This window comes from Ensifer aridi (assembly GCF_002078505.1).
GTDB lineage: Bacteria > Pseudomonadota > Alphaproteobacteria > Rhizobiales > Rhizobiaceae > Sinorhizobium > Sinorhizobium aridi.
Genome location: NZ_LUAV01000038.1, coordinates 44,968 through 58,514, shown reverse-complemented (window position 1 = coordinate 58,514; position 13,547 = coordinate 44,968). Strand labels below are relative to the sequence as shown.

Annotated in this window: 11 protein-coding genes; 8 read left to right on the top strand and 3 right to left on the bottom strand. The window is 61.0% G+C overall.

The window, feature by feature from the left end:
* The first annotated feature begins 40 nt into the window (after positions 1 to 40).
* From AYK65_RS28955 to AYK65_RS28945, 3 genes are read left to right on the top strand one after another with little or no spacing between them, the layout of a single operon-like run.
* Entirely contained in the window at positions 41 to 1,252 is a 1,212-nt protein-coding gene (locus AYK65_RS28955) for a glycosyltransferase family protein (protein WP_046117670.1), read from the top strand.
* A 6-nt stretch (positions 1,253 to 1,258) separates the two neighbouring features.
* Positions 1,259 to 2,506 carry a glycosyltransferase family 4 protein gene (locus AYK65_RS28950; protein WP_046117671.1) on the top strand — a complete coding sequence of 416 codons (1,248 nt, stop codon included), beginning with the start codon at positions 1,259 to 1,261 and terminating at the stop codon, positions 2,504 to 2,506.
* On the top strand, positions 2,488 to 3,648 hold the full coding sequence (locus AYK65_RS28945; protein WP_081162773.1) for a glycosyltransferase family protein: 1,161 nt from the start codon (positions 2,488 to 2,490) through the stop codon (positions 3,646 to 3,648). Before AYK65_RS28950 ends, AYK65_RS28945 begins: the two co-directional genes overlap by 19 nt.
* Positions 3,649 to 3,702: 54 nt before the next feature.
* Here the strand turns inward: AYK65_RS28945 and AYK65_RS28940 are convergent, their stop codons facing one another.
* Positions 3,703 to 4,377 carry a class I SAM-dependent methyltransferase gene (locus AYK65_RS28940; RefSeq protein ID WP_046117673.1) on the bottom strand — a complete coding sequence of 225 codons (675 nt, stop codon included), beginning with the start codon at positions 4,375 to 4,377 and terminating at the stop codon, positions 3,703 to 3,705.
* A gap of 283 nt (positions 4,378 to 4,660) precedes the next feature.
* Between AYK65_RS28940 and AYK65_RS28935 the strand changes: the two genes are divergently transcribed.
* From AYK65_RS28935 to AYK65_RS28925, 3 genes are all read left to right on the top strand, one after another.
* A complete protein-coding gene (locus tag AYK65_RS28935) occupies positions 4,661 to 7,372 on the top strand; it encodes an ABC transporter transmembrane domain-containing protein (protein ID WP_026614484.1) in 2,712 nt (903 codons plus the stop codon).
* 93 nt (positions 7,373 to 7,465) lie between these two features.
* Complete coding sequence (locus AYK65_RS28930) at positions 7,466 to 7,930, top strand: cyclic nucleotide-binding domain-containing protein (protein WP_026614483.1); 465 nt, start codon at positions 7,466 to 7,468, stop codon at positions 7,928 to 7,930.
* A gap of 102 nt (positions 7,931 to 8,032) precedes the next feature.
* Complete coding sequence (locus AYK65_RS28925) at positions 8,033 to 8,782, top strand: FkbM family methyltransferase (RefSeq protein ID WP_026614482.1); 750 nt, start codon at positions 8,033 to 8,035, stop codon at positions 8,780 to 8,782.
* 70 nt (positions 8,783 to 8,852) lie between these two features.
* Here AYK65_RS28925 and AYK65_RS28920 read toward each other — a convergent pair whose 3' ends face one another.
* Positions 8,853 to 9,653 carry an alpha/beta hydrolase gene (locus AYK65_RS28920; RefSeq protein WP_081163100.1) on the bottom strand — a complete coding sequence of 267 codons (801 nt, stop codon included), beginning with the start codon at positions 9,651 to 9,653 and terminating at the stop codon, positions 8,853 to 8,855.
* Positions 9,654 to 10,370: 717 nt separating this feature from the next.
* Between AYK65_RS28920 and AYK65_RS28910 the strand changes: the two genes are divergently transcribed.
* Positions 10,371 to 11,705: an MFS transporter gene (locus AYK65_RS28910; protein ID WP_026614479.1), complete on the top strand. Its 1,335-nt coding sequence runs from the start codon at positions 10,371 to 10,373 to the stop codon at positions 11,703 to 11,705.
* 161 nt (positions 11,706 to 11,866) lie between these two features.
* Here the strand turns inward: AYK65_RS28910 and AYK65_RS28905 are convergent, their stop codons facing one another.
* Entirely contained in the window at positions 11,867 to 12,049 is a 183-nt protein-coding gene (locus AYK65_RS28905) for a hypothetical protein (protein WP_034885212.1), read from the bottom strand.
* 170 nt (positions 12,050 to 12,219) lie between these two features.
* Between AYK65_RS28905 and AYK65_RS28900 the strand changes: the two genes are divergently transcribed.
* Complete coding sequence (locus AYK65_RS28900) at positions 12,220 to 13,353, top strand: flavin-containing monooxygenase (RefSeq protein ID WP_026614478.1); 1,134 nt, start codon at positions 12,220 to 12,222, stop codon at positions 13,351 to 13,353.
* Positions 13,354 to 13,547: the final 194 nt, after the last annotated feature.

The following is a 13,547-nucleotide window of genomic DNA, read 5'->3' as shown; positions in this document are numbered from 1 at the left end:
CAGGCTCGATACTCCTATTGAAGAGCGAAAGGGTCTTCGTATGACACGGCGTTTCGAGGATGCCCGGATCCTCATGTACAGTCACGATACCTTCGGCCTCGGTCACTTAAGACGCTGCCGCGCGATCGCTCATGCGCTGGTCGAAGACTACAGCGGACTGCAGATCCTGATCATTTCCGGCGCGACCATCGCCGGCGCCTTCGATTATCGCGCCCGCGTCGATTTCGTGAAAATCCCGAGCGTCATCAAGCTCAGAAACGGCGAGTACACATCTCTCGACCGGCACATCGACCTGCATGAAACGCTGAAGATGCGGCAGTCGATCATCCGTTCGACGGCGGAAACCTTCAAGCCGGATGTCTTCATCGTCGACAAGGAACCGATGGGACTGCGCGGCGAGGTGGAAGACACGCTCACCTATCTGAAGACGCACGGGACCAGATTGGTGCTAGGCTTGAGGGACATCATGGATGCGCCGCATCTGCTCGAGGTGGAGTGGAAGCGCCGCGACACGATGCGCAAGATCGAGCAGTTCTACGATTCGATCTGGGTCTATGGACCGCCGGATTTCTACGACCCGCTGGTGGGGCTGGATGTGCCGACGGCCGTTCGCGAGCGCATGAACTTCGTCGGTTTCCTGCAAAGGGGCATCCCGCACGACGGCGCGCCGAGCCATCGGCCGGAAGGCGACTACATCCTCGTTACGACGGGCGGCGGCGGCGATGGTGCGGATCTTGTCCATGACGTGATCCATGCCTACCAGCAGGATCCCGAACTCACCCATCAGGCGCTGGTGGTGCTTGGTCCCTATATGCCCGTCAAGCAGCGCAACAAGCTGATCAAGAAGGGCGGACGCATCCCCTTCATCAAGATGATCGAATTTGACAACCGGATGGAGGAGTTGATCGCCGGAGCGAAGGGCGTCGTCTCGATGGGTGGCTATAACACCTATTGCGAGATACTCTCCTTCGACAAGCCGGCCCTGATCGTGCCGCGCCTCCAGCCGCGCGAGGAGCAATTGATCCGCGCCCAGCGAGCCTCGGCTCTCGGCCTCGTCGAGATGCTGCTGCCGCAGGAAGCGGAGGATCCGTTGCGTCTCGCCGCGGCCCTTAAGGCGCTGCCGCAACGCGCGCCGCCGTCGCGCAACGCCAATGGACTGAGGCTCGAGGGCCTCGTCCACATATCCGAGGTCGTCGGAGACTGGCTCGATCACAGATCGAAAGAGCACTTGAGCATCGTAAAGACAAGCTGAACTCCCGTGGCGCCACACAAGAAGATTGCCGTTGTCCTGAAAGGCTATCCGCGTCTTTCGGAGACGTTCATCGCGCAGGAACTGCTTGGCCTTGAGAAGGCAGGACACGACCTCGTCCTGGTGGCCCTGCGCCGGCCGACCGACGGCAAGCGCCACCCCGTCCATGATGAGATCCGCGCGGCTGTCCACTACCTTCCGGAATATCTGCACGAGGAGCCCTGGCGGGTCTGTCGTGCGCTCTTCCAAACGGTGGCGAAACCGGGTTTCTGGCCGGCACTCCGACAATTCTTTCGGGACCTGCGCCGGGACAGGACGCGCAACCGCTTCCGTCGTTTCGGCCAGGCGCTGGTGCTCGTTGCCGAATGGCCGGAGGGCGCCGATTGGCTGCATGCGCATTTCATCCACACACCCGCCTCGGTGACCGCCTATGCTAGCATCATCGCCGGCATTCCCTGGACGTGTTCGGCCCATGCGAAGGACATCTGGACGTCTCCGGATTGGGAGCTTTCGGAAAAGCTCGGGCGCGCCCGCTGGACCGTCACCTGCACGCGAAACGGCTACGACCACCTGCAGAGCCTGACGCGAGAAAAGTCCCGCGTCCATCTGAGCTATCACGGTCTCGATCTCGACCGATTTCCGTCTTTCGAGGGCAGCCATTCGGCTAGGGGCGGCTCCGACCCGATCGATCCGGTTCGCATCGTCAGCGTCGGGCGCGCCGTCGCCAAGAAGGGGTACGACGTCCTTCTCAAGGCGCTTTCGTCACTTCCCGCCGATCTCAACTGGCGCTTTGAGCATATCGGCGCGGGGGAGCTTACAGCCGAACTTCAGGCGCTTGCCGGCAAGCTCGGCCTTGCGGATCGCATTCGCTGGCACGGCGCGCTCGATCAGAAGGACGTACTGACGCACTACCGCGAAGCCGACATCTTTGCGCTGGCGTGCCGGGTTGCGGCCAATGGAGATCGCGACGGGCTGCCGAACGTCCTCGTCGAAGCATCGAGCCAGCGGCTCGTATGCGTCTCGACGGCGGTCGCCGGGGTTCCGGAACTGCTCGATGACGGTCAAAACGGCCTCGTGGTGCCGGCGGAGGACCCGCGCGCACTGGCGTTAGCGCTCGAGCGGCTGATCCGCGATCCGGAAATGCGCCGGCGCCTCGGCGCCGCGGCGGAACAGCGCGTGCGCGCCGAGTTCGATCACCATTCGAGCGTCCGCCAGTTGAGCGGGCTCTTCGAAAGCGAATGGAGCAGGGCCCCTTGAGCAGACATCGCGTCTTTTTCTATGTGCAGCATCTTCTCGGTATCGGCCATCTGGCGCGTGCGAGCCGGATCGGGAAGGCTCTCGTAGAGAACGATTTCGAGGTCACGATGGTCACGGGCGGCACACCGTTGCCGGGATTCCCGGGAGAGGACGTCACGACCGTCGCCTTGCCGCCAGTCACGGCCGGCGACAAAGGCTTTTCGGGGCTCGTCGACGGCGACGGCAATCCGGTCACGAAGGCGTTCGAGGAACACCGCACGAACCTGCTGATCGAGGCGCTTCATCGCACAGATCCGGATATCGTCATCATCGAGGCCTTCCCGTTTGGGCGCCGTCAGATGCGCTTCGAGCTCTTGCCTTTGCTCGATGCCGTCGCAGCCATGGAGCGGCGCCCGATGGTGGCGACTTCGCTGCGCGACATCCTCCAGGAGCGGACGAAGCCGGGACGCGCCGAGGAAACCGTAGACCTCGTCAGGAACCATTTCGACCTCGTGCTCGTTCACGGCGACCCGAGCTTTGCGCGACTCGAGGAGACCTTTCCTCTCGCGGCCGAGGTGGAAGGCAAGGTGGCCTACACCGGCCTTGTTGCCCCGCCGGCCCCGGCCGAACCGAGCGAGATATTCGATATCGTCGTCTCCGCCGGCGGGGGAGCCGTGGGCAGGGAGCTGATCGGAGCCGCGCTCGAGGCGACGAAGCTCCTGCCGGCAACGCTTCGCTGGTGTCTGGTGACCGGCCCCAACCTGCCCGACGCCGATTTCGACGCATTCACGGCCACGGCACGAAGCGGCGTTGGCCTTTTCCGCTTCCGCCAGGATTTCGCAAGCCTGCTTGCCGGGGCACGTCTCTCCGTTTCGCAGGCCGGTTACAACACCGTCTGCGACGCTCTCCGCGCCGGCTGCGCTTCCCTGCTCGTCCCGTTTACCGCAGGCGGGGAAACCGAACAGAGTTCGCGTGCGGCGAGGCTGGAAAAACTCGGCCTCGCCGGCGTTCTGCCGGAGGAGGGGATCACGCCAGCGCTTTTAGCGGGCAAGATCGGAGCGATGCTTGCGCGGCCGAAGCCGGAAATACCGCCGCTCGATCTCGACGGAGCGGCGGGTACGGCGAGAATCCTGCAACAGCGCCTCGTGTTGAAGCGCAGGTGAGCAAGGCGACAGCGGTTTCCCGCCCGCTTCCCGCTTCAACTTTGAGGATCGCTCTCAGACCGCCCCGATCAGCATGAAGCGGGTGTACTTCTTCATGGGCAGCGCGCCCGCGAAGTCGATACGCGCGAGACCTGCCTGCACACGGAATTCCTCGAGCGAAGAGACGCAGCTTATATGCGTCGGCTCGCTGAAATAGTCGTTTGACTGCAAGAGGACGCGGGTGCCACGCGGGACGAGGCTGAGCCAATTTCCGAGGTCGGCGATATGTTCACAACTCGTGTTGATCACGAGGTCAGCATTCAGGTCGCGATAGTCGAGCGCATACATGTCCGCCGTCATTGCGTGAAACCTGTCGCCGAAGGCGGCGTTCAGCGTCCGTGCGACCGCCTCCACCGCGGGGTCGATGTCGTAGCTGTCGGCCGCCTCGATATGGAAGCGCGGGTCCTCGAGCAGCATGGCTGGCAAAATTCCGTACCAGCCGCCGAGCACGACGATCCGGCGGTATGATGCACCAGCGCTTTCAAGGAGCTTGTCTCGGGCCCAGATCTTGCAGCCGACCTGTTTATGGTTGAAGGCGTTGGCGATATTCGCTTCCGGATGCTTCGCGATGACCCTGGCTATGCCTTCCACGAGCCTGCTGCCGGAATAGGCGGCCAGCCCCCGGGCCAGGTCATAGGCGTTTTCGTGCCAATCTGCGGGAGGGTGGGGCGAGTGGCTGGCATGCGTCATGCGGCTGTTGTAAGCTCACGGTCGAGGGAGCGCAAGCGGCATGGGCGCGGGGCGGATCGAGGCCGCGAAAGGGGCCGACCGTTTCTGACGGGTGATCGTTTGCTTAATCTTGTCCGGTGCTTGACAGAGAACATGCCTCTGCTCTCAATCCGGGCAGTCATGATTTTGCGGATAAGGGGCGGAGCTATTGAAGAGCAGGCGGAAGGGTACCATTTGCGGCATACGTCCGCCGGCAAGACGGCCGTGCGATCCCGAGTTTTAGATTAGGTCTCATTGTCGGCCCATGGAACCACGTCTTTCCCGTTACATCTGGACTCACACCCGCAAGCAGCAGCTCTGGATTCTGCTGGTCGTGGCGCTGTCGATGATCCCCTATTTCCTGTCCTTTGATCTGCCGAAGCAGATCGTCAACGGACCGATTCAGGGGCAGGGTTTCGAAGGCCCAGGCTCGACACAGCCTTTCCTGCCGATCTCCTTCAGCCTGCCGTTCTTCGGCGAGATCAATCTGTTTTCAGGCTTTCAGCTCGAGCGGGAAGGAATGCTCCTGGCGCTGAGCCTCGTGTTTCTCCTGCTCGTCATCATCAACGGTCTCTTCAAGTTCTACATCAACACCTACAAGGGCCGGCTCGGCGAACGTCTTCTGCGGCGTATCCGCTTCGAACTCATCGACCGCGTCCTGCGCTTTCCGCCGGGCCATTTCAAGCGTGTGAAGCCTGCCGAAATTGCGACGATGATCAAGGACGAGGTCGAACCGATGGGCGGCTTCACCGGCGACGCCTTCGTGCAGCCGGCACTCCTTGGCGGTCAGGCGCTGACCGCGCTGATCTTCATCCTGCTGCAGAGCTTCTGGCTCGGGATCATCGCCGCAGTCATCGTTGCCGTACAGGCGGTCATCATCCCGCGCATGCGCCGGCGGCTGCTGGTGCTTGGCCGTGAACGGCAGTTAACGGCGCGCGAGCTCTCCGGCCGCGTGAGTGAGATCGTCGACGGCATCGGCACGATCCGCGGCCATGACACGTCGAATTATGAGAGGGCCGACATCGCCGCGCGCCTCGGCCGGATATTCAAGATCCGCTACGACCTCTACGAGTGGAAGTTCCTCGTCAAGTTCCTGAACAACTTCCTCGCCCAGGTCACGCCGTTTTTGTTTTATTCGATCGGCGGCTACTTTGCGCTGCAGGGGCGGCTCGATATCGGCCAGCTCGTCGCCGTCATCGGTGCCTACAAGGATCTGCCGGGCCCGCTGAAGGAGCTGATCGATTGGGACCAGGCTCGTCAGGACGTGCAGGTCAAATACGCCCAGGTCGTCGAACAGTTCAGCGTCGAGCCGCTGATCGACGCGAAAGTGCAGGAGGTTTCCGCAGCTCCGGCACCACCGCTCGCGGGGCCGCTCGCCGCTGTCAACCTGACTGTCGCCGATGATGGCGGCTCCAAGGTGGTGGAACACGTGTCGCTCCAGGTCCATCCCGGTGAAGCGGTTGCCGTTACCGGGGGAAGCGGGGGTGGGGGCGAGGCGCTGGCCGAGGCTTTCGGCCGGCTGATCTGGCCGACAAGCGGCAGGATCCTCGTTGGTGATGTCGACGTCCACGACTTGCCCGAGTCGATCACCGGACGGCGGATTTCCTACGCCTCTTCGGAGGTCTACACTTTTCACGGAAGTCTCGGCGACAACCTGCTCTATGGGCTGAAGCACGCACCGCTGACGGAGACGGTCTATGAGGGGGACAAGGCTGCCCATCGCCGATGGGAGCTCTTGGAAGCGAAGCTCGCCGGCAATCCTTCGTTCGACCTCAACAGCGACTGGATCGACTACGAGGCTGCGGACGCGACCGGTCCCGACGACCTCTTCGCCAGGATCAAGGCCGTGCTCGATGCCGTCCTTCTGACCAACGACATCACGGCGTTGGCCGTCCGATCGACCATCAATCCGGTCGAGCATGAAGCCTTTGCGGGGGAGATCGTGGCCATGCGTTCTGCGCTCCGCCGGCGCCTCGAGGCGGAGAAGCTCAGCGATCTCGTCGTGTTCTTCGAACCGGGCTCCTACAATGTCGAAGCGACGGTCGGCGAAAACCTGCTCTTTGGAACGGTGACCGACACCGTCCGCTGGGAGAAGGCGCTAGAGAGCCATCCCTTCTTCAAGACGGTCTTGAAGAGGGCCGGGCTGCACGAGACCTTCTACGGGATGGGGCTGGAGATTGCCGAGAACGTCGTCGAACTGTTCCGGGATTTGCCGCCGGATCATCCGTTCTTCCAGCAGCTCACCTTCATGACGGCCGAAGATATCCCCGTCTATGAAGCGCTTCTGCAGAAGGTGAGGGGGCGCCCGATCGAGGACGTCTCGGAGGAGGACACGATCAAGATCATCCGTCTGTGCTTCGGCTATATCGAGCCGCGGCACCGTTTCGGTCTTTTGACTGACGATCTGATGAACAAGATCGTCGAGGCGCGGAGCGAGTTCAGCGAAGGGCTGCCGGCCGATCTCGTCGGCATAATCGAGCACTACCAGCCGAACCGCTACATGGCGTCGGCGAGCATCATCGATAACGTGCTCTTCGGGCGCATCGGACACAAGCACACGGACGGTTCCGAACGGATTCGCGCGATCGTGCGTGATCTCTTCGAGTCGCTCGGACTCTACAACAAGGTTCTGGCGTTTGGGCTCGATTTCAACGTAGGTGCCGGAGGCAAGCGGCTGACTGCCGGTCAGCGGCAAAAGCTCAACCTGGCACGCGCGCTCATCCGCGTCTCGGACTTCTACATCTTCAATCAGCCGCTCCTGGCCCTCGACCAGCGCACGCAGGACCAGATCACCCGGAACGTCTTCGCTTTCCTGCGGGAAGGCGAGCGCAGGCCCGCGATCGTCTGGGTCCTCTCCAATCCGGCTCTCTCGGAACTGTTCGACCGCGTCGCGCATTTCGAAAACGGCCGCCTGGTCCAAGAGGACGCGCTGGAAGAGCGGCCAAAAGACAGCGACTATAAGGAACTGGCATCTTGATGTAATATTGATGTCGGGAGGCAAGCATATTTTCCCCGCGGCTTGGGATTGGACGTGTTTGCGCCCGAGGCACATTCGGAGAAACGGACGGTTATGCTCCTAAAAGACGAAGTGGAAATGTTGCGCCGGATAACGCTGTTTTCCGGGTTGCCGCCTGCGAAGCTCAAACTTCTGGCTTTCACCTCCGACCGGGTGATGTACAGTGCGGGGGAAAACCTGTTTAGCCAGGGTGATATCGGCGACGCGGCTTACGTCATTCTTTCGGGCAAGGCTGATGTGCTGGTGGCAACGCCGAATGGTCAGTTGAAGGTCGCGGACGTGGAGCAGAATTCGATCGTCGGCGAGATCGCCATTCTCTGCAATACACCACGTACGGCAACCATCAGAACGACCACTCCGCTTGAAGCCCTGCGCATCCGCAAGGACGATTTCCTGAAGCTGCTCGCTGATTTTCCGGAGATGGCGGTCGAGATCATGCGAGTGCTTGCCGACCGTCTCAGCCAAACGACCTCCGAACTCACCGAAGCGCGCAGCCGCGCGCAGCGGGCGGAAGCCTGAGTTCGTCGAACTACTTTGGCAGCCGCCTGCTGCATTCTCGCCGTTGTGCGATTTCCGCCGAAACCGGTTCCGACTCATGGGATCATGCGGTAGAGAAGCGCGATGCGCGCCATAACCTACTTCCAGAGAACGGTTCACTTTCCCGACAAGCCCGAAAAGGCACGTTTCTTCTGTCGGTTGCAGGCGGGCCAATGGGAGCCCGGCACCTTTCGCAATATCGAACGTCTCGTCGACGAGACGACGACCTACATCGACATCGGCGGCTGGATCGGCGTGACGCCCTACTGGGCGGCGCAGATCGCCGACAATGTCATCGCCGTCGAACCCGATCCGGTCTGCTTCGGCATCCTCACCGAGATGAGAGGCACGAACGCGGGAGCGGTCGCGCTCGTTAACGCGGCGTTGTCGCACGACAAGTGCCTGGTGCTCAACTCCGTCGGCGGCGGTTTCGGCAGTTCCGAGACTTCGGCGCTGATCGCCGACGATACCGGCATGTCGATCACGGCCAACACGGTTACCGTTCCGGAACTTCAGGCGATGGCGAGAACGGAGCGCCTCTGCTTCAAGGTCGACATCGAGGGGTACGAATACAAGGTGCTCGATCAGTTTCGGGCGATCGACCGCAAGAGGACTGCCGGTGTGCTCCTCGCAGTCCACCCGCAGATTCTTGCCGCCTCGCTTTCCGGCCCCGCCATCCTGCGCCTCGCGCGCACGGCCGCGGCGACGTTCCGGCTCATCCGGAGCTTCCGCGGTTTTCGACTGGAAAATCCCTCGGCGATCTGGTCGGCAATCCGCAAATCGATCGCCCAACGCGAACTCAAGGGCTTCGACCTGCTTTTCATCGCCCGTTGACTGATCATGGCGGACGATCCGGCCCTATATCGCGGCTGCTGCTACCGCTCAAGACGCCTTAGTCGACGCTTCACTTCAGCGCTTCCACAAATCGGAGAATGTCGTGAACCATGCGGGCGTCCCAAAGATCGTTATGACCGAAGCCGTCGTAGATCAGCATCTGCTTTGGCTCGGAAGCGATGTCATATAGCGCCTCGCCGGAAGACAGCGGGATGATGGTGTCGCGCCGACCGTGAATAAACAGCTTTGGTTGCTTCACCTGCGCTATTCGTAAATCCGAACGGAAGGGGTCCTTGATGAGAAGGCCAACCGGAAAGAATGGGTAGTGCATCTGAGCGAGCGACAGGACAGACAGGTAGGCAGAAACAAGAATGACGGCCGCGGCCGGTCTTTGCCGAGCCGTATTCACGGCAACGCCGCTTCCCAATGATTGACCCAGCACAACGATCTCGTTTTCAGAACGAACCGAAAGCCAATCGAACGCGGCGATGCCGTCGGTCAGTAGCCCGGCCTCGCTCGGCGTGCCGGTTGAACCCGGATAGCCGCGATAGGAAATTGCGAGCAGCCCGACGCCCCGCGAGGCCAGCGCCCGCGCGAAAAAGCCGTAGTTGCTGACACGGTCGGCGTTGCCGAGAAAGAACAGCACCGACGGCATGTCGGGTTTGCCCTGGCTGTAAAGGCCGTGAAGCGTCTCTCCATCGGGTGTCCTGATCTTGACGCTCTCCCCCCAGCTTGCGGACTCCGGAGCCAGCGTCAGCGTTGCTCCTGGATAGAGGAGAGCGCGCTGCGACACATACGTCAGACCGACAAGCGACACGTATGCGAAAGTCGCCACCAGCGGCAACATTACCAGGAGTTTTGTGGCACCCACGACAACATCCACTGGGGGCTCCGTGAACATGAAGGGACCGGTTACGTCATTCTCCGGACGATCCAGAGCGACCGGCCTCGATGGGCTATTCCGGACACGAGCCGAAGGCGGGGATTATCCTTAAGCCGCTCAGCCTCAATGCCATCAAGAAGTAGGATCTGCCGGTCGGTCTCGTTTGCATTCGGCGTAATCCACCAGCGCCGATCCTCGCAGCAAAGCCCGGCTTCGGGATGCTCCTGGAGGTATTCAATCGCATATTCGGCGTCTACTCTGCTCGGTCCGGCGTCGACGGACATTTCCCTTTACTCCGTCTGCAGTCGCTCAGGAAACTATACTCGATTATTGCGCCTGTTGCAGTGAGGACCATTCGCTCGCTTGCCGTTGCCCTCCTGCCACCGGTGCCGGCGTTCTTCATCGACCTCGCTAATGCCGCCGCCATCGGCTTTCTTGTGCGGCAAGGCGAAGCTGCAGCGGCAATTTGATCTGCCGCCAGACAGCCGAGGGCACCACACCGCCAGGATTCGCGGCTGCCGTTTGAAGGAATCAGGCGGTAGCCCGCAGCGCGGTGCCGAGGCGAATGCTGAACTAAAGCCGCTTTCATGAAATCGAGCACGGACCGAGAACCCGCTCGCTGCGGCGGACATTTGTGATCTCGGAAGTGGATTGAACATCGGGCTCCCGCACCCTAGCTACGCCGGGCCAACCAGGGAGGCGCCGATGGGTACATTTTACCATCTTCTCGGCAACAACTTGATCGCCAATATCACGAATTTCACGGTCTGGTTCGCGCTGACTTTTTGGGTCTATATCGAGACGCAATCCGTGTTTGCGACCGGCATGATCGCCGGCGTCTACCTGGTGTTTACCTCCGGATTCGGATTCTTGCTCGGCAGCATCGTCGATCACAATCCCAAGAAGCTGGCCATGCTCGGCTCGAGCGTGGTGTCGGCCGGCTTTTATGTGCTGTCCTTGGCGCTGCTGCTGTTGTCGCCGCAGTCCGCCTTCGCCGATCCGTACGGCTTTCACCTGTGGTTTTTCGTGCTGCTGGTGATGCTCGGTGTCATTGCCGGCAATATCCGTTCTATTGCCCTGCCGACACTGGTGACCGTGCTTATTCCCGAAGGCTCGCGGGACAAGGCCAACGGCCTTGTCGGCATGGTCACCGGCATCGGCTTTCTCAGCACCTCGGTCATCAGCGGTTTTCTGGTCGCCTGGGGCGGCATGGTGGCGACGCTGGCGTTCGCGCTCGTTTTGACTTTCCTGGCCTTTGTGCACCTTACCTTCATCCAGATCCGCGAAACGCATGTGGAAGCTGCACACGACCAACCCGGCGAACCCAAACGCGTCGACATCAGAGGAACGGTTGCGGTGATTGCTGCCGTGCCAGGCCTTTTTGCGCTCATCTTTTTTGCCACGTTCAACAATTTCTTGGGGGGCATTTTCATGGCGCTGTTGGATGCCTATGGCCTCTCCCTGGTATCGGTGCAGATCTGGGGACTGTTGTTCGGCGTGCTCTCGACCGCCTTCATCATCAGCGGCATCGTCATATCGAAGAGGGGGTTGGGCAGGAACCCGTTGCGCACGTTGCTGCTGGTCAATCTCGTCACCTGGTCGGTGTGCTGCGTCTTCACGATCCAGTCCTCCATCTGGCTGCTGGCGGGCGGATGCTTCATTTGGATGCTGCTTGCGCCATATGCGGAAGCGGCCGAGCAAACCGTCCTGCAAAAGGTGGTTCCTCTGGAACGCCAAGGCCGCGTCTTTGGTTTTGCCCAGTCGGTTGAACAAGCCGCTTCGCCCCTGACCGCCTTCTTGATCGGTCCACTGACCCAGTTCGTGGTCATCCCTTTCATGACCGACGGGGCAGGGAGCGAGGCCATCGGCGACTGGTTCGGCACAGGCCCGGCGCGCGGCATAGCATTGGTGTTCACGCTTGCGGGTGTGCTCGGCGTGGTGGTGACGATTCTTGCACTGAGATCGGGATATTACCGCAGGCTCTCGAAGGCTTATGCCGGCGGCACGACTGACAAGGTGAATCCGTCGCGTCGAAGCTGACCTGTCCTCCTCGGAGTGCCGTTTGCGGATCCGCGGAGCAAAATGATCACCGTGAGCCGCGCGACGAACTACGGGTGACTCGCTTCATGAACTGCTCAGAGCAGGCGAAGGGCTCGACCGCTCAGTCGAGCTCGGCGCGGTGTGCCTTCCTTTCTGAGCGGTCATTGCAATTTCAGACTCAGCTGAATGCCACGATTTGGCATTGGCAACGGTTTGCCGATGTCGATGCGCCCAAACACCTCTTTGCGCCGCTCCGCTTCGCGCTCTCTTTTTGCGCGCAAAGCGGCCACGACCGAGTGCGCGCGCTCAATCACTTCGTCTGCATGGGTCATGAGAATCTCCATGAATGTTCTCATTTTGTTCTCATCTGCGAACGCCGTCAAGAGCCGGGTGGACAGGATTTGTGCGGAAGCGCCACCTGCATCGCGTGACGGACACGATCAAAGTCGATATCCGGTGACAGTTCCGTTAGCCTATGGAGCTCGATGCAACGGCTCACTGAGAGGAACCGTCGGTGGCAACTGGGGAGACGATCATCGTCGGTGCGGGCCCAGCAGGGCTTGCATGCGCTGCCGCGCTCCGCGCTGAAGGCTGTCACTCGGTGGTCCTAGAAGCGCAAGACACGCTCGCCGCTTCGTGGCGGAGGCATTACGAGCGTCTTCGTCTGCATACGGCGAAGGCCCACTCGGCGCTTCCGGGGAGGCCGATGCCGGCTGATTTCCCAAGATATCCATCACGCTTGCAAGTCATCGAATACCTCGAAGATTACGCGCGGGCAAATGACGTTCAAATCGAATTCGGCAAACGCGTCGCATCTGTCCGAAAAGCTGCGGACTGGGTCGTCGAAACGGCCGATGGCGATGTATTCGAATCCAGCGCCGTCATCATCGCCACCGGACTCTCAAACGCTCCGATCAGACCACACTGGGCTGGTCAAGAAACGTTCGAAGGAAACATCATTCATTCTCGCGAATACCGGAACGCGCTTGCTCTCAATGCACGTCGAATTCTGGTGGTCGGTTTCGGAAATTCGGCAGGCGAGATCGCGCTCGAATGTGCCGAAGCGGGTCTCGAGGTGGCGATGGCGGTCCGTGGTCCGGTCAATGTTGTTCCGAGGGAACTACTAGGTGTGCCGACCGCGACAATCGCTATCCTTCAACGACACTTTCCGTACAGAGTGGTCGATGCGGTCAATGCGCCGATTCTGCACATGCGCTATCGCGATCTCGAAGGACTTGGGCTCAGACGTTCCCGACAGGGTCCCCTCGCTAGCATGATGGAGCGGGACCGAACGCCTCTGATCGACATCGGCACGATCGCGAAGATCAGAGAGGGCCGGATCAAGGTGTTCCCGGCCATCGAAATGTCGGTTGGCTCGCGCGTACACTTCGCAAACGGAGAGTCCGCAGATTTCGATGCCATTGTACTGGCAGCCGGCTACCGGCCCGCTCTCGAGACGCTGTTGCCGGACTTCGACGAGCGGTTCCAAGGTGCTGTCAAGCCGCGAAGGGGCGAGCTTCACCCGGCCAAGGATGGCTTATACTTTTGTGGTTTCAATCCTGCGACCACCGGCCTCTTGCGCCAGATAGGTATCGAGGCTCTGCAAATCGCGAGCTCGATCGCCAAGTCAAAGTCCGCGAGCGCTTGATCACCCCCCCGGGCGTGGCTTCGACCTGAACGCCGCCTTCTCTGCCAGCGTGACAGATGCCTTGTGTCTCGCGCGCATCTCACTTGAAGCGAAGCGCTTTGACTTGCGCAAGACTGCGCTGTTACCCCGGGCACTATTCGATGATAGCGATTAATCTATGCTCATCATTGTGAACGCGCAGTATCTCCTCCTCC

Bases quoted from the DNA above. Each gene is read 5' to 3' on its own strand.
- AYK65_RS28955 (WP_046117670.1), top strand. From the start codon at position 41: ATGACACGGCGTTTCGAGGATGCCCGGATCCTCATGTACAGTCACGAT.
- AYK65_RS28945 (WP_081162773.1), top strand. From the start codon at position 2,488: ATGGAGCAGGGCCCCTTGAGCAGACATCGCGTCTTTTTCTATGTGCAG.
- AYK65_RS28940 (WP_046117673.1), bottom strand. From the start codon at position 4,377: ATGACGCATGCCAGCCACTCGCCCCACCCTCCCGCAGATTGGCACGAA.
- AYK65_RS28935 (WP_026614484.1), top strand. From the start codon at position 4,661: ATGGAACCACGTCTTTCCCGTTACATCTGGACTCACACCCGCAAGCAG.
- AYK65_RS28930 (WP_026614483.1), top strand. From the start codon at position 7,466: ATGCTCCTAAAAGACGAAGTGGAAATGTTGCGCCGGATAACGCTGTTT.
- AYK65_RS28925 (WP_026614482.1), top strand. From the start codon at position 8,033: ATGCGCGCCATAACCTACTTCCAGAGAACGGTTCACTTTCCCGACAAG.
- AYK65_RS28910 (WP_026614479.1), top strand. From the start codon at position 10,371: ATGGGTACATTTTACCATCTTCTCGGCAACAACTTGATCGCCAATATC.
- AYK65_RS28905 (WP_034885212.1), bottom strand. From the start codon at position 12,049: ATGGAGATTCTCATGACCCATGCAGACGAAGTGATTGAGCGCGCGCAC.